The organism is Saccharopolyspora aridisoli (genome assembly GCF_004348445.1).
In the GTDB taxonomy this organism is placed as follows: Bacteria; Actinomycetota; Actinomycetes; order Mycobacteriales; family Pseudonocardiaceae; genus Saccharopolyspora; species Saccharopolyspora aridisoli.
Map to the genome: position 1 here is coordinate 13,040 of NZ_SMKV01000012.1, position 21,926 is coordinate 34,965.

Annotated in this window: 22 protein-coding genes; 6 read left to right on the top strand and 16 right to left on the bottom strand. The window is 70.5% G+C overall.

All coding sequences use genetic code 11. The annotated features are described in order from the left end of the window. Positions 1-64 precede the first annotated feature (64 nt). Positions 65-535 carry a gamma-glutamylcyclotransferase gene (locus tag E1161_RS11795; RefSeq protein WP_132622600.1) on the top strand — a complete coding sequence of 157 codons (471 nt, stop codon included), beginning with the start codon at positions 65-67 and terminating at the stop codon, positions 533-535. Here E1161_RS11795 and E1161_RS11800 read toward each other — a convergent pair. From E1161_RS11800 to mbhE, 13 genes are all read right to left on the bottom strand, one after another. Then, positions 532-1,890, bottom strand: coding sequence for an FGGY-family carbohydrate kinase (locus tag E1161_RS11800; protein WP_132622602.1), 1,359 nt, complete (start codon positions 1,888-1,890; stop codon positions 532-534). The two genes, E1161_RS11795 and E1161_RS11800, sit on opposite strands and share 4 nt — an antisense overlap. Next, the gene (locus E1161_RS11805; RefSeq protein WP_132622604.1) at positions 1,887-2,588 is read right to left on the bottom strand and encodes an HAD family hydrolase; all 702 of its coding nucleotides are present in this window, start codon (positions 2,586-2,588) and stop codon (positions 1,887-1,889) included. The genes E1161_RS11800 and E1161_RS11805 overlap by 4 nt, the downstream gene beginning before the upstream one ends. Positions 2,589-2,729: 141 nt before the next feature. Beyond that, entirely contained in the window at positions 2,730-3,341 is a 612-nt protein-coding gene (locus tag E1161_RS11810; protein WP_235874959.1) for a hypothetical protein, read from the bottom strand. An 81-nt stretch (positions 3,342-3,422) separates the two neighbouring features. Further along, entirely contained in the window at positions 3,423-4,799 is a 1,377-nt protein-coding gene (locus E1161_RS11815; RefSeq protein ID WP_408011981.1) for a M20 family metallopeptidase, read from the bottom strand. Then, positions 4,796-6,055, bottom strand: coding sequence for an amidohydrolase (locus E1161_RS11820; RefSeq protein ID WP_132622606.1), 1,260 nt, complete (start codon positions 6,053-6,055; stop codon positions 4,796-4,798). Before E1161_RS11820 ends, E1161_RS11815 begins: the two co-directional genes overlap by 4 nt. Before the next feature lie 393 nt (positions 6,056-6,448). Continuing rightward, positions 6,449-6,751, bottom strand: a complete 303-nt coding sequence (locus tag E1161_RS11825; RefSeq protein WP_132622608.1) for a hypothetical protein — start codon at positions 6,749-6,751, stop codon at positions 6,449-6,451. Between the two features lie 183 nt (positions 6,752-6,934). Further along, the gene (gene mnhG, locus E1161_RS11830) at positions 6,935-7,282 is read right to left on the bottom strand and encodes a monovalent cation/H(+) antiporter subunit G (RefSeq protein ID WP_132622610.1); all 348 of its coding nucleotides are present in this window, start codon (positions 7,280-7,282) and stop codon (positions 6,935-6,937) included. After that, a complete protein-coding gene (locus tag E1161_RS11835; RefSeq protein ID WP_132622612.1) occupies positions 7,279-7,545 on the bottom strand; it encodes a monovalent cation/H+ antiporter complex subunit F in 267 nt (88 codons plus the stop codon). Before E1161_RS11835 ends, mnhG begins: the two co-directional genes overlap by 4 nt. Then, complete coding sequence (locus tag E1161_RS11840; RefSeq protein WP_235874960.1) at positions 7,542-8,090, bottom strand: Na+/H+ antiporter subunit E; 549 nt, start codon at positions 8,088-8,090, stop codon at positions 7,542-7,544. The genes E1161_RS11835 and E1161_RS11840 overlap by 4 nt, the downstream gene beginning before the upstream one ends. Continuing rightward, the gene (locus tag E1161_RS11845) at positions 8,083-9,618 is read right to left on the bottom strand and encodes a Na+/H+ antiporter subunit D (RefSeq protein ID WP_132622614.1); all 1,536 of its coding nucleotides are present in this window, start codon (positions 9,616-9,618) and stop codon (positions 8,083-8,085) included. The genes E1161_RS11840 and E1161_RS11845 overlap by 8 nt, the downstream gene beginning before the upstream one ends. Further along, positions 9,615-10,043 carry a Na(+)/H(+) antiporter subunit C gene (locus E1161_RS11850; protein ID WP_132622616.1) on the bottom strand — a complete coding sequence of 143 codons (429 nt, stop codon included), beginning with the start codon at positions 10,041-10,043 and terminating at the stop codon, positions 9,615-9,617. Before E1161_RS11850 ends, E1161_RS11845 begins: the two co-directional genes overlap by 4 nt. After that, positions 10,040-10,579, bottom strand: coding sequence for an MnhB domain-containing protein (locus E1161_RS11855; RefSeq protein ID WP_132622618.1), 540 nt, complete (start codon positions 10,577-10,579; stop codon positions 10,040-10,042). Before E1161_RS11855 ends, E1161_RS11850 begins: the two co-directional genes overlap by 4 nt. Further along, complete coding sequence (gene mbhE, locus E1161_RS11860) at positions 10,576-12,897, bottom strand: hydrogen gas-evolving membrane-bound hydrogenase subunit E (protein ID WP_132622620.1); 2,322 nt, start codon at positions 12,895-12,897, stop codon at positions 10,576-10,578. Before mbhE ends, E1161_RS11855 begins: the two co-directional genes overlap by 4 nt. A gap of 383 nt (positions 12,898-13,280) precedes the next feature. Here mbhE and E1161_RS11865 point away from each other — a divergent pair, with 383 nt between their 5' ends. From E1161_RS11865 to E1161_RS11885, 5 genes are all read left to right on the top strand, one after another. Next, the gene (locus tag E1161_RS11865) at positions 13,281-14,981 is read left to right on the top strand and encodes a serine/threonine-protein kinase (RefSeq protein ID WP_132622622.1); all 1,701 of its coding nucleotides are present in this window, start codon (positions 13,281-13,283) and stop codon (positions 14,979-14,981) included. Positions 14,982-15,133: 152 nt separating this feature from the next. Continuing rightward, positions 15,134-15,943, top strand: a complete 810-nt coding sequence (locus E1161_RS11870) for a purine-nucleoside phosphorylase (protein WP_235874961.1) — start codon at positions 15,134-15,136, stop codon at positions 15,941-15,943. After that, the gene (locus tag E1161_RS11875; protein WP_132622626.1) at positions 15,940-17,565 is read left to right on the top strand and encodes a phospho-sugar mutase; all 1,626 of its coding nucleotides are present in this window, start codon (positions 15,940-15,942) and stop codon (positions 17,563-17,565) included. The genes E1161_RS11870 and E1161_RS11875 overlap by 4 nt, the downstream gene beginning before the upstream one ends. Then, positions 17,566-18,042, top strand: coding sequence for a flavodoxin family protein (locus E1161_RS11880; protein ID WP_132622628.1), 477 nt, complete (start codon positions 17,566-17,568; stop codon positions 18,040-18,042). A 227-nt stretch (positions 18,043-18,269) separates the two neighbouring features. Continuing rightward, positions 18,270-18,605: a hypothetical protein gene (locus E1161_RS11885; RefSeq protein WP_132622630.1), complete on the top strand. Its 336-nt coding sequence runs from the start codon at positions 18,270-18,272 to the stop codon at positions 18,603-18,605. A 67-nt stretch (positions 18,606-18,672) separates the two neighbouring features. On the opposite strand, the gene E1161_RS11890 is transcribed toward E1161_RS11885, so the two are convergent. From E1161_RS11890 to E1161_RS11900, 3 genes are all read right to left on the bottom strand, one after another. Beyond that, positions 18,673-19,842 carry a glycosyltransferase gene (locus tag E1161_RS11890; protein WP_235874962.1) on the bottom strand — a complete coding sequence of 390 codons (1,170 nt, stop codon included), beginning with the start codon at positions 19,840-19,842 and terminating at the stop codon, positions 18,673-18,675. 112 nt (positions 19,843-19,954) lie between these two features. After that, on the bottom strand, positions 19,955-20,578 hold the full coding sequence (gene upp / locus E1161_RS11895) for a uracil phosphoribosyltransferase (RefSeq protein ID WP_132622634.1): 624 nt from the start codon (positions 20,576-20,578) through the stop codon (positions 19,955-19,957). 72 nt (positions 20,579-20,650) lie between these two features. Continuing rightward, positions 20,651-21,784 (bottom strand): glutathione-independent formaldehyde dehydrogenase, encoded by a 1,134-nt coding sequence (locus E1161_RS11900; RefSeq protein WP_132622636.1) that lies wholly within the window; start codon positions 21,782-21,784, stop codon positions 20,651-20,653. Positions 21,785-21,926: the final 142 nt, after the last annotated feature.

Genomic DNA, 21,926 nt, shown 5'->3' on the forward strand with positions numbered 1-21,926 from the left:
GAAACCCACATTCGTGCTTGCCTCCGGTCCGCTTTTCGGCCTTCGGATCGCTACCCTGTGGGGCGTGCCTCTGTACGCCGCGTACGGATCCAACATGGATCCTGCCCAGATGTTGAAGCGCGCCCCGCATTCCCCGCTGGCGGGAACCGGCTGGCTGATGGACTGGCGGCTGACCTTCGGCGGCGAGGACTACGGCTGGGAAGGCGCCCTCGCGACCATCGTCGAGCAGCCCGGTTCGCAGGTCTTCACGGTGCTCTACGACGTGAGCCCGGAAGACGAGAAGAACCTGGACAACTGGGAGGGTGCCGAGCTCGGGATGCACAAGAAGCTGCGGCTGATGGTGCAGACCCTCGACGGCCCGGTCCTGGCGTGGCTGTACGTGCTCGACGCCTACGAGGGCGGGCTGCCCTCGGCTCGCTACCTCGGCGTGATGGCGGATGCGGCGGAAGCCGCCGGAGCCCCCGAGGACTACGTCGAGAAGCTCCGGGAACGCCCCTGCCACAACGTGGGCCCCGGCTCTCCCCGCGAGCTCTAGAGCGGCCCTGCCGAGGAGGCACTAGAGAGCCAGCCGCGCTCCCGGAGTTCCGCCGCGAACCTCGCGTAGGCGGAGTTGAGCGCGTCCACTTCCGCCCGATCAGGCTCGACGAGCTCGCCCTTCGGCACCATCTCGGCCGCCGCTGTGCTCAGGTCCGGGTGGATCGAGCCGGTGGCCGCCAGCAGCGCTGCACCGAGAGCGGTTCCGGCACCGAGCACGCGCAGCACCGGCCGGTCGAGGACCGAGGCCCGGACCCGGCACCAGGCCGTGCTCCGCGCGCCGCCACCCGCCGTGCGCACCGGCCCTTCGGCCACCGCGCCCAGCGTGGCCAGGCGTTCCAGCGCGAGGCGTTCGCAGAAGGCGATGCCCTCCAGGCGCGAGCGGTGCTCCTCGACGCGGTCGCGTGGCGTGCCGACCTGGAACGCCTCGGCCTCGGCTGCCTGGAACGGGAACCGCTCGCCGCGGCCGCGCAGCGGGTAGTTGAGCACGCTCGCGGGACCGTTCGCGGCGGCAGCAGAGTCCAGTTCGGGCAGTTCAGTCGAATCCACATCGGACAGCGCCGAGCCGCCGATGTTGGCGGCCCCACCGGGCAGCCACTTGCCCCCGGGGTGCAGGTGGCTGTAGACGACTCCGGTCGGGTCGTGCACGAGCTTCTCCGACACGCCCTTGATGACCAGCGTCGTTCCCAGCACGGTCACGAACTGCCCGGCGTCGACGGCGCCCGTCGCCAGCTGCCCGGCGCAACCGTCGGTCATGCCCGCGCGGACCTCGCAGCCCACCGGCAGCCCGGTGAGCCCCGCAGCCTCACGGCCCACCTCGCCGAGCACGGCCGTGGGGCGCACGACCTGCGGCAGCAGCACGGCGGGAACGCCTGCCGCCCACTCGCCCGCCGCCGCGTCGTACCCGCTCTTGAGCGCGTGGCTGGTGTCGGTGGCGACCGGATGCCCGACGAGCCGCCGGGCGATCACCTCGGGCGTGTGGCAGATCTGCTCGGCGTCCGCCGGGAAGTTGTCTGCCAGCCAGGAGGCACGGGCGCGGCGGTCGTCGTACATCAGCGCCGGGACGACCGGCTCGCCACGGGCGTCGACGGCGACGACCGTGCCCGAGGTGGCCGAGATCGCCAGCGCGGTGATCTCGGAGCTGCGCGCACCCAGCAGGCCGGTGCACTCGGCCAGGCAGTCCCGCGCTGCGGGCCACCACGACTGGGCGTCCTGCTCCGAGCGCCCGCCGGGCGAACGCACGGGCGCGGGCAGCGGCCGCGAGGACTGGGCCAGCGACGCGCCCGCCGGGTCGTGGACCTGCACCCGGACGGTGGCCGTGGCGACGTCCACACCGGCGACGAGCTCGCCGGTCATGACGCGAGCTTGTCCAGCGCGCCTGGCAGTTCCGCCAGCGAGTGCACCGCGATGTCCGGTTCGGCGAGTTGCTCGGGCGTCGGCGCGGGCGGCGCTTCGCCGCGCAGCACCCACACCGTGCGCAATCCCATGCGCTGGGCACCTCGGACGTCGGTGTCGAGCCGGTTGCCGACGTGCACTGCGCGGGACGCGGGCACACCGGCCTCGTCGAGGGCGTGCTGGAAGATCCGCGGATCGGGCTTCTCCGCGCCGACGGTCTCCGAGATGGCCCAGACGTCGATGTGCTCGGCGACGCCGTCCCGGCGCAGCGCGTCGACGACGACGGAGCGCTGGTTGGCGACCACGGCGATCCTGCAGCGCTCGGCGACCAGGCGCAGGGCGGGCAGCACGTCGTCGTGGAGGGCTTCCGGCGGGTACTCCCAGTACCGCTCCGCCAGGTCGGACAGCCGCTGCCGGTCCTGCACGGTGAGGAAGCGCTGCGCCATCGCCGTGCGCAGCGAGCCGCCTTGGGCCTGCCTGCGCTCGTCGTAGAGGCGCAGGAACTCGGCCTCGGAGACCTCGTCGCCTCCCTCCGCCGCGAGCTCGCGGGTGGCGCGCAGCAGTGCGTCGCGGTACGCGGCATCGTCGTAGACCGGGCCGCCCACGTCGAGCAGCACGAGGTCGATCGGTTCGGCTCCGGTTGTGGGATCGGCCGGCACGTCCGGTCCTTTCGCTCGCGGTCCATCGGGACCGAGGTGGCACCCTGCACTCCCAAAATAACACCAGGAGCGACAAAATTAACAGTATCCGATGTGATAACTACCAGTTGGTGACGTGGCTTTCGCGAACGCCGCGCCCGGTCACGCCCACGCCAGCTCCAGCAACGCCAAGGCCCTCCGAGTGCCGCGCCGGTCCCGGCGACGGGTCAGCCGCTCCCCGATCAGCGCGCGGAAGTGCTCAGCACCCGAGCCGAGCCGTTCCAGGGCGCGTTCCAGGCTGTCCAGCGCGCGACGTTGCGGGCCGCAGCACAGCACGTCCGCAAGCGCGACGTCCAACGCCTGGACGCGGAGACCGTCGAGCTCGATCACGTCGGTCTCCCGGAACCAGGCGTGGTGCACGACCAGATCACCCTGCGACCGCAGCTCGCGGTCGTAGGGCACGGTCACGTGCACGGCGTCCTCGACCGGGCCGCAGCCGTGCATGGCCACGGCCGTCGGCCCCGAGATCACCCCTTGATCACCGGCGCGCAGCAGCGCGGCGGCGGCTCTGGCCATCGGATCGCGCAGGAGCGCGGCCGGCAGCACCACACCTGGCCAGGGCTGGACCCACTCGCCGGCCTCCAACGCCTCGGCGAGCTCGGCGGCGCCGAGCACCCGTTCGGCCTCGTGGCGCGGCAACGCCCCGTGCCAGCGCTGCGGGGCCTGCGAGCCGGGTGCGGGCAGGAACTGCGGGCGGTCGATGTTCGTCCTCATGCTGAGAAGAGGCGCGAACCCCGCCCACAGATACATCCTGACCCCGGATATACCTCGATCAGGCGAATTCGGCCCGACCCGTCAGCTCCCCAGGCTCAGCAGAGCCGTGTGGACCATCGCGCGGATGCCGACCAGCAGCGCCCGCTCGTCGAGGGTGAAGGTCGGCTGGTGCAGGTCCTTGATCCGGCCGCTGCCCGAGTGCACGCCCAGGCGGGCGAATGAACCGGGCACGTGCTCCAGGTACCAGCCGAAGTCCTCGCCGCCCGAGGACTGCGGGGTGTCGGCGTGCGCCCGTTCCCCCAGCGCGGCGGTGATCCCGGCGCGCATCAGCTCGGTGCTGTCCCGCTCGTTGACCACCGGCGGGACGCCGCGGCGGTGCTGCAGGTCGAAGCCGACCCCCAGCGGCGCGAGCAGGCTCTGCGTGAGCTCGTGGACCAGCGGTTCCAGCTTCGCCCAGGTGTCCCGATCGGCGGTGCGCAGGGTGCCGGTGAGCACCCCGTCCTGCGGGATGGCGTTGGGCGCCTCGCCTGCGTGCACCGCTCCCCACGTCAGCACGGTCCCGGTGCGCGGATCGACGCGGCGGGAGAGCAGGCTGGGCAGCCCGGTGATCGCGCTGCCCAGCGCGTGCACCAGGTCGGCGGTCAGGTGGGGCCGCGAGGTGTGCCCGCCGGGCGAGGTCAGCCGCAGTTCCAGCAGGTCGGTGGCGGAGGTGATCGGGCCGACGCGGGTTCCGACGCTGCCCGCGGGCAGGCGCGGATCGCAGTGCAGGCCGAAGATCCGGTCGACGTCGTCGAGCACGCCGCTGGCCAGCACGTCGAGCGCGCCGCCGGGCATGACCTCCTCGGCGGGCTGGAAGATCATCCGCACGCGTCCGGGCAGGTCGGGAGCGGTGGCCAGGGCCATGGCGGCGCCGAGCGCGATGGTGGTGTGCGCGTCGTGGCCGCACGCGTGCGAGGCACCAACCACTGTGGATGAGTACGACAGGCCGGTGGCCTCGGTCAGCGGCAGGGCGTCGATGTCCGCGCGCAGCGCGATCGTGGGACCGGCACTCGTTCCCTCGATGTCGCAGGTCAGACCGGTTCCGACGGGGAGCAGCCGGGGTGTCAGACCGATCCGGCCGAGCTTGTCGACGAGGAACGCGGTGGTGCGGTGCTCGGCGCGGGAGAGCTCCGGGTGGGCGTGGATGTGCCGGCGCCAGGCGACCACGCGATGCGCGTTCGCGTTCAGCCAAGCGTCCAGCCAGGACGGTCCGCGACCCGCACCGATGTCGGGCACGACGGACTCCACACTGGATCCGAAGCGGGAATCCATGTCCGCAATCGTGCTTTCGGTCGCGCCGATCGGCTCGTCAGCCACCAGCGTCGCCTGGGCGACGGCCCACTCCTCGTCCGTCACCGCCGAACCCTCACGGTTCGGGCGCTGGCCCGGGTCCGGGCCACGAGAATCCACCACGGTCACGCCACGCCTCCCGACGTGCAGAACTCTTCGGTCGAACCTTTTCCAGCGCGGTCGGCGACACCGGCGAGCAGCCGTTCGCGCTGCGGGCCTTCGAGCACGGCCGCGAGCGCGGTCCAGGCCATCGCCACCGCCCCGTCGAGGACCGCCAGGTCCGCCGATGGAGTGGCGCAGGCCGCGGCGAACTCCGCCTGGTGGTTGACCGCGTCTCCGCAATCCACCGCGATCATCGGGTGGATCGCGGGCAAGGCCCTGGTCACGTTGCCCATGTCGGTGCTGCCGATGACCCGGCCCCGCTCAGTGCTCCGATCGAGCGGTTCACGCCCGAGATCGGTGATCGCGCGACGGTACGCCTCCGACAACCACTGGTCGCAGGCGAGCTCCGCGTAGACCGGGGAGATCTGCACGATCTCGTGCGAACACCCGGTCGCCGTCGCACCCGCTTCGAAGCAGGCCCGGATGCGGTTCTCCAGGCGCTGCAGCGAGCGTGCTTCGGCAGCACGCAGGTTGTAGACCGCCGCGGTGCGCGCGGGCACGATGTTCGGCGCCGCGCCACCCTCTGTGACGATACCGTGCACCATCTGCCGCGGCTCCAGGTGCTGCCGCAGCAGTCCGATGGCCACCTGCGCGACGGTGAGCGCGTCGGCGGCGTTGATGCCGAGGTCGGGCGCGGCCGCGGCGTGCGCGGCGCGGCCGGTGTAGCGGACCTCCAGGTCGGTGATGGCCAGCGAGCTCGGCAGGCAGATGTCCTCCGGTCCGGGGTGCACCATCAGCGCCAGGGCGACGTCGTCGAAGACGCCCGCCTCCAGCATCACGACCTTGCCGCCGCCGGTTTCCTCTGCGGGCGTGCCGAGCACCTTGACGGTGAGTCCGGCTTCGTCGGCGACCTCGGCCAGCGCGAGCGCGGCGCCCACGGCCGAAGCGGCGATGACGTTGTGCCCGCAGGCGTGTCCGACATGCGGCAACGCGTCGTACTCGGCGCAGACGCCGACGACGAGGTCACCGCTGCCGCGCTCGGCGACCAGCGCGGTGTCCAGGTCTGCGACCGGGCTCTGGACGGCGAAGCCGTGCTCGGCGAGGAGCGCTGCGACCTCGGCAGCGCTGCGGTGCTCGGCGAAGGCGGTTTCCGGCTCGGCGTGGATGCTGCGGGACAGCCCGGTCAGCGCCGCCTCGTTCCGGCGCACGACGCCGCGGCAGCGTTCGCGCAGCGCGGTTCGGCCTTCGGGCGCAGGCTGATCTTCGGGCGGGGTGGTACGCATGTGCGTTCATCCTGCATCAGCCGGATCATCAGCGCGTGACGAGCACGCTACGCGGCGTCCACCGGTAGGCCAGCTGCGCCGAACGGGTGGCGAGACTTCGGCTGGGCAGAAAGGAGGGAATTCACGTCCCTGTGAATTCCACGCCATTCCACGGGACGAGACGGACATTACCGGCGCAAGGCCGGAAATGGGTGTGGGCCGGCACCGGTCGGGGGGCTTCCCGGCGCCGACCCACGTCTCGATGGGTTACTCACCCAGTAAGCATGCGCAATGACTCCGCACGCACGATCAGGAGTGAAAATCCCACAGCTTCGCCGTCAGGTCTAGTCCATAGCGCAAATTGGTGGTGAAGAAATAGCGAAAACCGACTCCTCGGTCTGTTTCTCGGAATACCTACTTCTTCTTCTCGAAGAAGAGCAGCGACTTCTTCCGGGCCTTGCGGGAAAGCAGCACGAGCCCGATCAGCACCACACCGGCGACCCCCATCGCGGTGCGCTGGTTGCGCTCGGCCTGCGTCTCGCGCTCAGGTGCGGGCGACTCCTGCGTCGGCTGCTGGGCCACGGCCTCGGCATGGGCCACGGCGGCGACCTGGGCCACCTCGACCTGGCCGGACGCCGGGCTCGCCGCCGCCCATGGTGTGAGCAGCAGGGTCAACGCGATCGCAAGTCCCGCGAGCAGGCGGCCGATCCGCCACATGATGACTCCACATCCTCCGCGTCGCGCCGGATCACCGACACTTCCGGGTCGTGTTTCCGCGACCCCGTCCAGGGTCACCCGTTCCGGTCGGAGTCGATCATATCGAACACGCGTCGCGAGCGGACGAGGTCGACTCCCCAGTGAGGACAGTCCTAGATCGACCGTCGAGCGACAACCGCCGGTTCAGCGAACTCCCGGTTCACGATCGATTCGCTCCCCGAGTTCATCGACGATCAAGGTGTCCCGGTCCACGCTATCGGTGCGATATGCGGCCCGTCCCACGAGTTGCGCGAGAACCGGCGCGGTGAGCACCTGGAACAGTCCGACGAGGATCAATCCGGTGGCATAACCGAGGTTCAGCTGAACTCCGGTGCCGAGCAGGACCAGGATCAGGCCCAGCGTCTGCGGTTTCGTGGCGGCCTGCAGCCTCGCGGTCACGTCCGGGAAGGTCAGCAGCCCGATCGCGCCGAACAGGCAGGACAGCGCGCCACCGATCAGGCAGGTCGCGGAGAGGACGTCCGTCCAGCTCATCGGTACGGCTCCTTCTTCTCGATCAACTTCGCGGTGCTGATCGACCCGATGAACGCCAGCAGCGCGAAGGCGGCCAGCAGCGCGATGTTCGACCCGTCCTGCTGCAAGCCCATGCCCACGCAGGTCCCCGCGACGACCAGGGTCACCAGCACGTCGACGGCCACGATCCGGTCCAGCGTGGTCGTGCCGAGCAGCAACCGGACGACCACCAGCAGCCCCGCCACGCTCAGCAGCACGAAGGTCACGGCGAAGACCAAGCTCATCCCGCCTCACCCCTGACCAGTTCCCGCTGAGCGTCGGAGCCGACCGCGTCGACGACCAGCCGCTCCAGGAACCACATCTCGCGTCGCACCGAGTCCTCCTCACCAGGGCGCAAGCCCAGCACGTAGACGTAGCAGGTGCGGTTGACGCGGTCGATCTGCATCACGAACTTGCCCGGTGCGAGCGACACCGCGCTGGCCACGATCGCGATCACGTGGTCGGAGTCGCTGCGCAGCGCGCTGGCCACGATGCCCGCCTTGGCGCTGCGCCGGTGCCACACCGCCTGCCAGGCCACCCGGAGGGTGGAGAACACCAGGTCCCAGGCCAGGTAGCCGACCAGCCGCAACATCGGCAGCGGGCGCAGCACCATGCCGGTGCGGATCAGCGGCAGCGGGAACAGCAGGGTCACCAGCAGCGCCACCAGCACGCCGAAGAACAGCGTGCCGACGTCGAAGGTGCCCCACAGCAGCACCCACACCGCGGTCAGCCAGATCACCAGCGGCACCCGGCGCACCAGGCGCTTGTGCTTCGGCGTGCGCTCACCCACCGGAACCATCTCCCAGCACCGCGGTCCGGTAGATCTCGCCGTGCACCAAGTCCCCGGCCGCCCGGCCAGCGACCGCTCCCAGCGGACCCGCGACCAGGGCGATCACCAGGCTGGACACGACGAGAACGCCGGTCGCGGCCAGCATCGGGCGGCTGGAGCTGGCGGTGCCGACGACCAGTTCGTCGGTCGGGTCCGGGTCCGGTGCGGGAGCCTTCACCTGGCCCCAGAACACCCTGGTCCACACCCGCGCCATCGCGTAGAGGCTCAGCAGGCTGGTCAGCACGGCACCCGCGGTCACCGCGTAGCCGGTGATCGTCCCGCTGCCGATGCCCGCCTGCAGCAGCGCGAGCTTGGCGACGAAGCCGGAGAACGGCGGCACGCCCGCCAGGCTCAGCGCCGGGAGCGCGAACAGGACCGCGATCAGCGGGGCGACCTTGGCCATGCCGCCCATGCGGGTCAGCGCCACCGTTCCGCTGTGCCGCGTGATCAAACCGCTGACCAGGAACAACGTCGCCTGCACCGTGATGTGGTGGACGACGTAGAGGATCACGCCGGTCAGGCCCACGACGTTGTAGACGCCGAGCCCGAACAGCATGTACCCGATGTGGCTGACCAGCAGGAACGACAGCAACCGGTTGAGGTCGTTCTGCGCGAGGGCGCCGAGCGCGCCGACGATCATGGTGATCAGCGCGATGCCGAGCATCAGGTCCCACGTCTCGGCGTGCGAGAACACCAGCGTCTGGGTGCGGATCAGCGCGTAGATGCCGACCTTGGTCAGCAGGCCGGCGAACACCGCGGTGACCGGCGCGGGAGCCGTGGGGTAGCTGTCCGGCAGCCAGAAGTGCAGCGGAACCATCGCGGCCTTCACACCGAACACGATCACCACGAGCAGCGCGAGCGCGATCTGCAGGCCGCGCGGCAGCTCGGCGACCTTGGTCCCCAGGTCGGCGAGGTTGACGGTGCCGGTCGAGGCGTAGACCAGCGCGATCATGGTGATGAACAGCAGCGACGAGGCGAGGCTGACGATCGTGTAGGTCATTCCCGCGCGGACCCGGGCGGAGGTGGTGCGGCGGGTGATCAGCACGTACGACGAGCTGAGCATGATCTCGAAGGCGACGAAGAGGTTGAACAGGTCGCCGGTGAGGTACGCCAGCGACACGCCCGCGCACAGCATCAGGTACATCGGGTGGAACGTCGTGCTGGAACGCTCCCGGCCGTAGTCGGTGATGCGCTGCCCGATCGAGTAGATCAGCACCGCGAACGTCACGACCGAGGACACCAGCAGCAGCAGCGACGAGAGCCGGTCGGCGATGAGCGTGATGCCGAAGGGAGCCGGCCAACCGCCCATCTGCAGCACGACGGGCCCGAACTCGTCGGACGCGTAGAGCAGCACCGCCGCGTCGGCGATGATCACGCCGAGCACCAGCAGGCCGAGGATCCGCTGCACGTCGGCGAAGCGGCCGAGGGCCAGCGAGAGCCCGGCTGCTGCCAGCGGCAGCAGGACCGGCAGGGCGACCAGAACCGTCACTGCGCCGACTCCTTCGCCGGTTCGTCCTCCGTCGAGTCGTGGTCCGCGTCCTCACCGGACTCCATCCGCTTCTCCAGCCGCTGGATCCGGCGGTCCTCGACGTCGTCGCGGACCTCGTCGTGGCCCAGCAGCGACCAGGACCGGTAGGCCAGCGCCAGCAGGAACGTGGTGAGCGCGAAGGTGATCACAATGGCGGTCAGCGCCATGGCCTGCGGCAACGGATCGGTCATCTCCTCCGGGCGGGCGATGTCGAGCATCGGGGGGCGTCCCGGCGGGCCGCCCGCGATCTGCAGCAGCAGGTTCGAGCCGTGACCGAGGACCACGATGCCCAGCAGGATCCGCATCAGGGAACGCTGCATGAGCAGGTAGAAGCCCACCGAGTAGAGGACCGCGATGGCGAACGCCACGGTCAGGTTGATGGTCATCGCCGCTCCCTCGCCGCCGCGTCGGCATCGGCCTCGATGCCCGAGCCGAGGGTGCGCAGCAGGTCCAGCACCACTCCCACGATCAGTAGGAACACGCCGGTGTCGAGGATGACGCTGCTGACGAACTTGATCTCACCGAGGAGCGGCAGGGTGAACTCGTAGATCGCGGTCTCCAGCAGCTGACCGCCGAACAGCAGCGGCAGGAACGCGGAGACGCAGGCGATCGTCAGGCCGAGTCCGATCAGCACCGGCGGTCGCATCGACACCACGGCGCTGTCGTCCATGCGGCCACCGGCGAGGTGGCGCAGCAGGAACGCCTGCCCGGCCACCAGGCCGCCGGTGAAGCCACCGCCCGCGCGGTCGTGCCCGGCGAACAGCAGGTAGACCGACACCACCAGCACGGTCGGGAACACGATGCGCGCGACCAGCTCCAGCAGCACCGAGCGGGCCTGGCCTTCGCGGCGGAAGCCGGAGAGCAGCCAGCGCTCGGTCGGCGCATCCCAACTCGTCCACGACGGCTTGGTCGAGGGACTCACCCGCGCACCTCCTGCTGCTGCGTCTGCTCGCGCCTCCGGCGTTCGTACCGGGACGCGAGGATCAAGCTGGCAACACCGGTCGCCGCCACCGCGAGGACCGCGATCTCGCCGACGGTGTCGAAGGCGCGGAAGTCCACGATGATCGCGTTCACCACGTTGGTGGCCCCGGCGCCCTTCTCCGCGTGACCCATGAAGTACTGGCTGGCCTCCGGCGGTGCTCGGCGCGCCGAGCTGAACCCGATCGCGGCCAGCGCGACGAACAACCCGGCCGCGGTGGCGATGATCGCCTTGGGGATCCGGATGGCCTTCGACGAGTCGGCCTGCGAGAAGCGCTCCGGGAGCCGGCGCAGCACGAACACGAACGCCACCACGGTCAGCGTCTCCACCAGGAACTGGGCGAGCGCGAGGTCCGGGGCACCGTCGACGATGAACAGCCCACCGATGCCGTAGCCGACGACGCCGACCAGCAGCACCGCGGTGAGCCTGCGGTGAGCGCGCAGCACGGCCAGCGCGGCGAGCACCACGCCCAGGCTGAGCGGCACCTGCATCAGGTTGTCGTAGGCGCGGAGGTCGCCGGGCACGGTGAACTGGATCAGCAGGGCCGATCCTGGGATGACCACGACCGTCACCAGGACGATGCCGAGGTAGGTGGGCAGCGAACCCACCTGGGTGCGCGCGGTGACGGCGACCGCGACGCGTTCCAGCAGCGCGGTGATCCGCTCGTAGCCGCGCTGGGCGTTGAGCGGCTGGGGGAGCCGGTTGCGCCAGGCGGTGAGCGGTGTTCGCACCCGGTGCAGCACCAGACCACCGGCGACGGCGAGCACCGACAGCCCGAGCGGGAGGGTGAAGCCGTGCCACAGCGCGAGCTCGGCGGGCTTGCCGACGGACTCGTAGGACGTCGCGTAGCCGTCGGCCAGTTCGTTGGCCACCGGGTAGGCGACGCCCAGCACCAGCCCGGCGAGCGCGGGAAGCCCGGCGGGGATCAGGGACTGCAGGTCGGCGGGCTTGACGGTGGTTTGCGCGAGTCCGGGTTTGGTGCCGAAGGCGCCGAACCACATGCGCAGGCTGTAGGCGACGGTGAGCATCGAGCCGATCACGAGGAAGGCGTCGACCGCGGCACCCGCAGGGCCGGACAGGAACGCTCCGAACGCGGCCTCCTTGCCGAGGAAGCCGAGCATCGGCGGCAGTCCTGCCATCGATCCCGCGGCCAGGGCGGCTATCACCGCGAGCAACGGCTGGCGGGCGGCGAGCCCGGAGAGCTTGCGGATGTCGCGGGTGCCCGCTTGGTGGTCGATCATGCCGACGACCAGGAACAGGGTGGCCTTGAACAGGCCGTGCGCGAGCAGCATGGTCGCTCCGGCCAGCGCGGCGTCGTGGCTGCCCGCGCCGAAGAGCACCATCAGGAACCCGAGCTGGCTGACCGTCCCGTAGGCCAGCAACTTCTTCAGGTCGTGCTCGTGCAGCGCGCGCCAGCCGCCGAAGAGCATGGTGGCCAGCCCGAACACCACGGCCGGAACGCGCCATTCGAGCTGCGCTTCGAAGATCGGCCCGAGCCGGGCGACGAGGAAGACACCGGCTTTGACCATCGACGCCGCGTGCAGGTAGGCGCTGATCGGGGTGGGGGCGACCATCGCGGCGGGCAACCAGTTGTGGAAGGGCAGCTGCGCGGACTTGGTGAACGCGCCCACCAGGATCAGCACCGCGGCCACGGCGGTGGCGGTGCCGGTCGGCGGGCGGTCGATGAGCTCGGATATCCGGTAGGTGCCCGCTGTCTCGCCCAGCACGACGAAGCCGAGCAGCATCACCAGACCGCCGAGGCTGGTGATCATCAGCGCTTGCAGCGCCGATCGGCGGGATTCGCGGCTGATGCCCGCCTGCCCGACCAGCAGGAACGAGCAGACCGTGGTCAGCTCCCAGAAGATGTAGACGGTGGTGAGGTCGTCGGCCACGACCAGTCCGAGCATCGCTCCGGCGAAGCCCAGCAGCAGCGGTGCGGAACGCCGCGCGTCACCGCGTCCTCGGGCGAAGTAGGAGTCGGCGTAGATCAGCACCAGCACGCCCAGGCCGCAGACGAGGATGGTCATCACCAGCGCGAGCGCGTCGAGGCGGAAGCCGAAGTTCAGGCCGATCAGCGGGACCCAGGGCACGGTTTCGGTCATCGTCTCGCCCGCGAGCACCTGCGGGGTGCGCGCGATCAGCCAGACGGCGGCCGCGGCGGGTGGGACCGCGGCGATCAGGAACGCTGCGCGGGTGTTGCGCCGGGCCACCAGCGGCAGGAGCACGGCCACCAACAGGTGCGCGATGACGAAGCCGAACAAAGCACCTCCTCCGCACCGCTGTTGTCATGCCTGCCAGCCTCGCCCCGATCATTCGCCACCCAGGAGGTCCGCGCACCGCGGCGCGTTCAGGCGTCGCGGATGTCCGGAAGGTCCGACCACCTGACAAGTTATCTGGACGCGCCCGTCTCGCGCCAACACCGCCAACCGGAGCGTCCGGGCCGATGGGAGGCGGTTTTTCGTTGCACCGAAATAAACTTCGCCTTTGAAACGGGTTGGGGCCGCGACTTTGCGAGTGGGATTCTTCACGTGGCGTAACATCACCTCCCGGCCTGGGCGATCTCCCGGTGGTCGGCGTGGCGCCGGTGAGTTCTCGAAGGTCTTCGGGCCGTTCCGGCCCGGCTGTCGGACCGAAGGTGAAGAATGTGGCCGTGCCCACCGACAACCAGAACACCCTCGCCGGCATCGGTCGGCTGATCGCCGACCGGTACCGCCTGGAGCGCAAGCTCGGCGGCGGCGCGATGGGCACCGTGTGGTACGGCACAGACGAACTGCTGCATCGCCCGGTGGCCGTCAAGCAGGTCACTCTCGCGCCGGGAATGCCGGAGGAGGAGGAGGAGGCGGCCGAGCTGCGCGAGCGCGCGCTGCGCGAGGCTCGCGCCATCGCGGTGCTGTCCCATCCCAACGTGGTGACGCTCTACGACGTCGCGCGCGATCAGGACGAGCCGTTCGTGGTGATGGAACTCGTCCCGTCGCAGAGCCTGGCGGCGATCCTCGACGACCACGGCGCTCTCAACGACAACCAGCTCGCGGTGATCGCCGACGGCGTCGCCGCCGGGTTGGACGCCGCGCACCGGGCCGGGATCGTGCACCGCGACGTCAAACCGGGCAACGTGCTGATCGGCGACGACGGCCGGTTGAAAGTCAGCGATTTCGGCATCTCCCGCAACGTCGCCGAGCACACGCTCACCAACACGGGGATCCTGCTGGGCACACCGGCCTACATCGCCCCCGAGGTCGCCGCCGGAGAAGCGGTGACGGCCGCGGCGGACCTGTGGGGGCTGGGCGCCACGTTGTTCGCCGCCGCCGAGGGCCGCCCGCCCTACGACGTGGGCGACGATCCACTCGCGACGGTCACCGAGGTCGTGCGCGGTCCCGTTCCGGTGCTGCACCGGCCGGGCGCGGTGGGCGACGTGATCCGAGCGCTCATGGTCAAGGACCCGGCGCAGCGGATGCCGTTGACGGAGGTGCGGCGCCGGTTGCAGCACCTGCTGCCGGAACCGGGCGCCCGTCCGTTCGCGATGTTGCTGGATCCCGAGGCGCCGACCGTCCGGGTCCGGCAGCGGGTGCTGCAGCAGACCTCCCAGGACAAGCCGTCGATCCCGCCCGCTCCCCAGCTCACCGGTTCCGCGCCGCTGGCGGCCGATCCCGGTCCGCCGCCGTTCACGTTGCACGACCCGCCGGAGGAGAAGCGCCGTCCGCTGCGCGCGTTCGCGCTGGGCCTGGCAGCACTGCTGCTGTTCGCCGCGGCGCTGATCGGGTCGTTCGCGGCGACGCGCCTGATGGCAGGCCAGTCGCTGCTGCCGGAGCTGGACCCACCGTCCACCTCGGACCCGAACCCGGTGCTTCCGGCGCTGGCACCGCACAGGGAGGACGCGAAGCACTCGGCGGCTCCCGACGGTGGCGAGTTCTCGATCATGGCTCCGGCCGGGTGGCGCACCTTCCACAGCGAGCGCAACGACCTCTCGAACAACTCGGTGGTCGCGTTCGTGTCCGGCGACGGGGCCACGGAGGTCGCGGTGCAGCGCTACGGCGGCTACTTCGAGAGGGGGCTGACGCTGGACGGCTACCAGACGCAGCTCCCGCGAGCGATCGGTGGCCCGGCCGCCGACGTCGCCGTCACCAGCTCCCGCACGGACGACGGCACGCGCAGGGTGGTCTACTCGACCAAGGTGGAGCAGCTCCTCAGCGGCCCGGCGAAGGAGATCGATCGCCGCACGACGGCGGCGCTGCGGCGATCCGGCGACGACCTCTGGATCGTCCGGGTGACCAGCGGTCCCGAGCAGTGGCAGCAGGCGGAAGCCCTGTTGGACCGAGTGCTCCCCACCTTCGACCCCGCCGGCTGAGGCTGCGACCGGTGCCGCTGCGGATCGTCGTCGCCGCTCCAGGTCCGAACCGTCCACGCTCGATGTCGCGTTCGCCTGATCAGTTCGAGACCGCCCGCCGGCGAGGCGGACGAGCACGCGGCGGGAAATCGGAGAGACTAAGCTGCCCGGCCGTGACCGCTACGAACATTTCCGACCCGTTCGCCCTCGCCCACGAGGCTTCGGCCAAGCTCGCCGAGCTCACGGGTGCCGATGGCCACGACCTGGCCGTCGTCCTCGGTTCCGGCTGGCAGCCCGCCGCCGACGAGATCGGGACGCCCGAAGTCGAGATCGGCATGGACGAACTGCCGGGCTTCGCCAAGCCGGGCGCCGTCGGGCACACCGGGAAGGTGCGTTCCGTCCCGGTCGGTGACAAGCGCCTGCTGGTCATGCTGGGCCGCACCCACATGTACGAGGGCCACGGCATCGAGCCGGTCGCGCACGGTGTGCGGACCGCGGTCGCCGCCGGGTGCCGGGCGGTGTTCCTGACCAACGCGGCCGGCGGCATCCGGGAGGGCATGCAGGTCGGACAGCCGGTGCTGATCAGCGACCACATCAACATGACCGCGCGTTCCCCGTTGGTGGGCGCCAACTTCGTGGACCTTACCGACCTCTACTCGACGCGGCTGCGGGACCTGGCGCGCGGCATCGACTCCTCGCTGGAGGAGGGCGTCTACGCGGGTCTGCCGGGGCCGCACTTCGAGACTCCGGCGGAGATCCGGATGCTGCGCACCCTCGGCGTGGACCTGGTGGGCATGTCGACGGTGCTGGAGGCCATCACCGCGCGTTCGCTGGGCGCCGAGGTGTTCGGCCTGTCGCTGGTGACGAACCTGGCAGCCGGGTTGAGCGTTGGTCCGCTCAACCACGAGGAGGTCTTGGAGGCGGGCAGGGTTTCGGCTTCGCGGATGGGCCGCTTGCTGCGGTCGTTGCTGGAGGCGGCGTGACCCAGCCGGATGTCCGGGCGGCCGCTGAGCAGTGGATCGCTGACGACGTCGACCCTCGCACCCAGAACGAGCTGCGGGAACTCCTCGACTCGCCCGAGCTGGCCGACCGGATGTCGGGCATGCCGCGCTTCGGCACGGCGGGGTTGCGCGCCCCGGTGCGCGCGGGTTCGAACGGCATGAACCGGGCGGTGGTCGTGCGCACCACCGCCGGGGTCGCGAGCTGGCTGGTGCAGCAGGGGCTCGGCGGCGGGATCGTGGTGGTGGGCAGGGACGCCCGGCACGGATCCGAGGAGTTCGCCGAGGACGCTGCCGGGGTCCTGGCGGCGGCGGGTTTCGACGTGCGGGTGCTGCCGGAGCCGCTGCCGACGCCGGTGGTGGCCCACGCCACGCGGGCGCTGGACGCTGTGGCCGGCATTCAGATCACGGCGTCGCACAACCCTCCGCAGGACAGCGGTCTCAAGCTCTACCTGGGCGGCGGCGTCCAGCTGGTGGGGCCGGCCGACACCGAGATCGAGGCGTCGATCGCGAAGACACCTGCGGCGAACGCGGTGTCGCGCAAGCAGAACTGGACTCTGCTGGAGTCCGGCGAGGACGATTACCTGGCGCGCGTGTCGGCGTTGCCGCGCGGCGGTGACCGCGAAGTCCGGGTCGCGGCGACGGCGTTGCACGGCGTCGGCGCGAAACCGTTGCGAAGGGCGTTGCAGCGCGCGGGTTTCGACGACGTGCACTTCGTGGCCTCGCAGTTCGACCCTGACCCGGACTTCCCGACCGTTGGTTTCCCGAACCCGGAGGAGCCCGGCGCGACGGACGAGTTGTTGCAGCTGGCCGAGGACATCAACGCGGATCTCGCGATCGCGCTGGACCCGGATGCCGACCGGTGCGCGCTGGGCGTGCGCGAGGCAGGCACCTGGCGGATGCTGCGCGGCGACGAGACCGGGGTCCTGCTGGCCTGGCACGTCCTGTCCACTTTGGATGAGTCGGCGGCGCCGGATCCACTGGTCGCCACGACGATCGTGTCCTCCAGCATGCTGCGTTCGATCGCCGCCGAGTTCGGGGTCCGCTACGCCGAGACGCTCACCGGGTTCAAGTGGCTGGTGCGCGCGGGCGACGGCGAGGGAACCGGCCTGGTGTACGCCTACGAGGAGGCGTTGGGGCACAGCGTCGATCCCGAGCGGGTGCGCGACAAGGACGGCATCTCGGCGGCGGTGCTGGCCTGCGACCTGACCGCGAGCCTGCTGGCCTCGGGCGACCACCTGCTGGACCTGCTGGACGAGCTGTCCACCGAGCACGGCGTGCACCAAACGGGGCAGGTGTCGGTGCGGGTGGCGGACCGGGCGGTGATCCCGCGGATCATGGAGCGGTTGCGCGGCGAACCACCGCAGGAGCTGGCGGGCACGGCTGTGCAGACCCGCGACCTGCTGCCGGACACCGACGCGCTGGTGGTCACCGGCGACGGCGGGCTGCGCCTGGTGATCCGCCCGTCGGGAACCGAACCGAAGCTCAAGTGCTACTTGCAGGTGGTCGAGCAGGTCGGCGAGCTGCCGCTGGCGCAGGCCAAGCAGCGCGCCGCCGACCGCCTGGAAGAGCTGACCCGGGCCGTGACGGCCCTGGTGGAGGAGTAGATGGCCAGACTGCTGATCGTGCACCACACGCCCTCACCCGGGATGCAGGCGATGTTCGAGCAGGTGGTGGCCGGTGCGACGACCGACGAGATCGAGGGCGTCGAGGTCGTTCGGCGGCCGGCGCTGAGCGCCACCGCCTCCGACGTCCTCGACGCCGACGGCTACCTGCTCGGGACCCCGGCCAACCTGGGCTACACCTCGGGTGCGCTGAAGCACTTCTTCGACACGATCTACTACCCCTGCCTGGACGCGACCAGCGGCCGGCCGTTCGGCTACTACGTGCACGGCAACGAGGGCATCGAGGGAGCGCAGCGCGCGATCACCTCGATCACCACCGGCCTCGGCTGGCAGCAGGTCGCCGAGCCCGCGACCGTCCTGGGCACGTTGGAGAAGTCCGACCTGGATTCCTGCTGGGAGCTGGGCGCCACCGTGGCCGCGAACCTGATGCCGGAGGTGGTCTCGGGACCACCCAGTTGATCTTGGTTCGGGCGTCTCCTATAGCCTGATCGTGTCGTCGAGGGGCCCGCCCCTCGACGACGGCGGGGCGCCCCGGACAGAGCCCGCCTTCCCTCATCACGTGCGATGTTCGGGACGCCCCGCACCTTCGCTCATCGTGATCAGTCGCCACCCGTTCGCTGTGGTCGTCGAGGAATCCGCAGGCCCTCCAGCAGCATTTCCGGGGCCGTACGCGTTACCCTGCGACAGTGAGTGAGGAAACGATCCGACTCGAACTCGATGACTCCGGCGTCTCCGTGGATCTCCCCAAGCCCCCTGGTCCTCACGACCAGGTTCAGGGCGTTCCCTACCGGCCGGTCGAGTTCCGTGACGACGACCTACCGGCGGCTTTGGAACGATCCGCCAAGTGGCTTCGCGAGGCCCAGAACTGGCTCGGCGAACCGATCGATGTGATCGCGGTTCATCTCGATTACGACGATCGAGACGGCGCCCCGTACTACGACCTGAAGTTGATGTGCAACGAGGAGGACCTGGCAGGCGCACCGATCGCGATGCGCAGACTGCGAAGCGATTCCGTCGGCTGACCATCTCTGAAGATCCTTCTCGAATCAACGCGATGGCCCGGCCGGCCCGTCCGGCCGGGCCGCTCTCCTAGTATCGCGAACGACGGCCTTTCCACTGGTCACGGCCCTGGTGGGCGCGCACGGCGCCGTCGAGCAGGAGCACGCCGAACAGCGTCCCGCTGATCGGCGCCAGCGGCGCGAGCTCGGGGTTCGACCGCATGAGCCGCGCCGTCCCGGCGTGGGCGGCGCTCTGCGCGGCGCAGCCGACGAGCCCGAGCGCGGTCAGCACGGGTCGGCGCCCGCGCCCCACCAGCACCGACAGCGGCGCGGCCAGCGACATCGCGATCTGGCCGAGGCCGATGGCCGCCAGCGTCGGTGCCGAGCCCTTGGTGCCCGCCACGAAGCTCTTCCGGAACGACGCCCAGCCCTGCTCGAAGGGGTCCATCCCGCTGGTGCGCAGGTGGTCGAGGCCGTCGACGGTGCGCGTGTTGCCGCCGTGGTCGCGCACGGCGGTGGCGATCGCGACGTCCTCGTTGCGGATCGCGGCGAACGCGGACCAGCCACCGACCTTCTCGTAATGCGAGCGGCGCACCAGGATGCAGTGGCCGATGGCGAACGCCTTGCGACCCCGGCCGTCCGGTGAGGCGTTCTCGCCGATGAGTTGCAGCCCCGGCGGCATCAGCAGCGGCCAGGTCGCCGAACGGCCCGCAGGAGGGCCACCAGGGGTGGAGACGAGGTCGGCCTCGAGGGCGTCGGCCGTGGCCAGCAGACGGCTGAGCAGGTCCGGCGCGGCGACGGTGTCGGCGTCGAGGAACAGCAGCCACTCCCCGGCCTCCGGCGGACCGGCGGCCTCCACGCCGACGTGCATCGCGTGCACCTTGCCGCCCCAGCCGGGCGGCGGCGAGTCCACGCGCACCGGCACCACGCGCGGGTCGCGCTGGGCGAACGCGCGCGCGACCTCACCGGTCCCATCGGTGGAGCCGTCGTCGACCACGACCACCCGCATCAGCGCTTCGTGCTGGGCGCCGTGGGTCTGCGATGCGATCGAGCTGAGGCAGTCGGCGAGGACAGCGGCTTCGTCGCGGGCGGGGACGACCACGGTGACCTTCGGCGGCGGAACCGCACCCGACCGGGGTTCACGCAGCGACGCGATGGCGCGCGTCTGGCGGATCGTGCGCGCGCTGCGGATCAACACCCCCACGGCGACCGCACCGAGCACCAACGACCAGCGGTTCGTGTGTCTTCGCGGTGAAACCACGACCTCAGCGTGCCACGGAAGGGGCAAACGGGTGCTGATCAAATGCCCTAATTGGCGCTGAACTTCACGTTGCGCCCCACGCCCGACGCGCTTCTGCGAACGGGTCGTCCGGTCAGACGGCCCCGTACTCGCGGTCTCCCGCATCGCCAAGACCCGGAACGATGAAGCCCGATTCGTTGAGCCGGTCGTCGATGCTCGCCGTCACCACGTTCACCGGCAGGCCGGCCTCTTCGAGGCGCCGGACGCCCTCGGGCGCGGCGAGGGTGCAGATGGCGGTGACGTCGGTGGCGCCGCGCTCGACCAGCAGCTCGATCGTGTGCACCATCGAGCCGCCGGTGGCGAGCATCGGGTCCAGCACCAGCACCGGTAGGCCGGTGAGGTCCGCGGGCAGCGATTCCAGGTACGGGGTCGGCTGCAGGGTCTCCTCGTCCCGGGCGAGTCCGACGAAGCCCATCTGCGACTCCGGGATCAACCGGTGCGCCTGGTCGGCCATGCCCAGCCCGGCGCGCAGCACCGGGACCAGCAGCGGCGGGTTCGCGATCCGGTAGCCGGTGGTCTTGGCCACCGGCGTGTGGATGGGCTCCTCCGCCAGCTCGGCGTCGTGCGTCGCTTCGTAGATGAGCATCAGCGTGAGCTCTTGCAACGCCGCGCGGAAGGCGGCGCTGTTGGTGCGCGCATCGCGCATCGTCGACAACCGCGACTTCGCCAGGGGGTGGTCCACGACCCGAACGTCCATGACGGACCACCGTAACGGCCGCTTCCCACCCCTGGCGTACCGACTTGCGCGAACGTGTTCCCGCTCGCACGTCTACGGGTGCAGGACGACCTTCGTGTAGCCCTCGATGCGCTGATCGAACTTGCTGTAGGCATCAGGGGCGTCGTCCAGCGACAGCTCGTGGGAGACGACGAAGCTCGGCTTCGCCCGGCCCGCGATGATCATGTCGCGCAACTGGCGGTTGTAGCGCTTGACGTTGCACTGGCCGGTGCCGACGACCTGGCCCTTCTCGAACATCCTCCCGATGGACACCAGCAGCATGCCCTTCTTCGCCTCCTCCGAAGGGCCGCCGGGATCTGCGGGCACGTAGAGACCGGGCACGCCGAGACGCCCCGTGGGGCGCACGGTCTCGATCAGCGAGTTGAGCACGACGGCGGGTTCTTCCTTGGTCGCGTCGCCGGTCTGCGCCTGGTAGCCGACGGCGTCGACGCCCTTGTCGGTTCCCTCGCCGTTGGTCCGGTCCTTGATCATCTGGACCGGGTCGCCCTGCGAGAAGTCGATCGGGATCACCCCCATCTCCTCGGCCTTGGCCAGCCGCTCCGGGATGCGGTCCACGCAGAACACCTGCGACGCGCCGCGCAGCAGCGCCGAGTAGGCGGCCATCAGGCCCACCGGCCCCGCCCCGTACACCGCGACGCTCTCACCCGGCGACACCTGCGCGAGCTCGCAGCCGTGGTAGCCGGTCGGGAAGATGTCGGCCAGCAGCACGAAGTCGGTCTCGTGCTCGTTGCCGGCAGGCAGCTTCAGGCAGTTGAAGTCGGCGTGCGGGACCCGCAGGTACTCGGCCTGCCCGCCTGTGTAGGGCCCCATGGAGACGTAGCCGTAGGCCCCGCCCGCGAAGCCGGGGTTGACGGTGAGGCAGAAGCCGGTGTTGCCCGCCAAGCAGTTCTTGCAGAACCCGCAGGCCACGTTGAACGGCATCACCACCCGGTCGCCCTTGGCCAGGGAGACGACGCCTTCACCGACCTCCTCGACGACGCCCATGTTCTCGTGCCCGAACACGATTCCCGGCTCAGCAGCCGTGCGCCCCTCGTACATGTGCAGGTCCGAGCCGCAGATCGCGGTCGATGTCACCCGCACGATCACGTCGCTCGGGTGCTGAATCCTCGGACTCTCCACGTCATTCACAGCAACCCGGTAAGGCTCCTGGTACACGACGGCCTTCATCTCAGACCTCCAGAACGCATGCGTGACCACTCATGTCCCCTGAGGGCTACCCATCTCCGGCCACGCGCACTCCCACGTCCGGGGGGACTTCCAGCGGGCGCGGGCGGCCAACCCGTCGAGGTGGGAACGGGCGGCGGGGCGT

What these genes read in the sequence shown, in the direction of transcription:
- E1161_RS11800 (WP_132622602.1), bottom strand. Translation starts at nt 1,890, where the DNA reads ATGACCGGCGAGCTCGTCGCCGGTGTGGACGTCGCCACGGCCACCGTC.
- E1161_RS11810 (WP_235874959.1), bottom strand. Translation starts at nt 3,341, where the DNA reads ATGAGGACGAACATCGACCGCCCGCAGTTCCTGCCCGCACCCGGCTCG.
- E1161_RS11820 (WP_132622606.1), bottom strand. Translation starts at nt 6,055, where the DNA reads ATGCGTACCACCCCGCCCGAAGATCAGCCTGCGCCCGAAGGCCGAACC.
- E1161_RS11825 (WP_132622608.1), bottom strand. Translation starts at nt 6,751, where the DNA reads ATGTGGCGGATCGGCCGCCTGCTCGCGGGACTTGCGATCGCGTTGACC.
- mnhG (WP_132622610.1), bottom strand. Translation starts at nt 7,282, where the DNA reads ATGAGCTGGACGGACGTCCTCTCCGCGACCTGCCTGATCGGTGGCGCG.
- E1161_RS11835 (WP_132622612.1), bottom strand. Translation starts at nt 7,545, where the DNA reads ATGAGCTTGGTCTTCGCCGTGACCTTCGTGCTGCTGAGCGTGGCGGGG.
- E1161_RS11850 (WP_132622616.1), bottom strand. Translation starts at nt 10,043, where the DNA reads ATGACCATCAACCTGACCGTGGCGTTCGCCATCGCGGTCCTCTACTCG.
- E1161_RS11880 (WP_132622628.1), top strand. Translation starts at nt 17,566, where the DNA reads ATGGCCAGACTGCTGATCGTGCACCACACGCCCTCACCCGGGATGCAG.
- upp (WP_132622634.1), bottom strand. Translation starts at nt 20,578, where the DNA reads ATGGACGTTCGGGTCGTGGACCACCCCCTGGCGAAGTCGCGGTTGTCG.
- E1161_RS11900 (WP_132622636.1), bottom strand. Translation starts at nt 21,784, where the DNA reads ATGAAGGCCGTCGTGTACCAGGAGCCTTACCGGGTTGCTGTGAATGAC.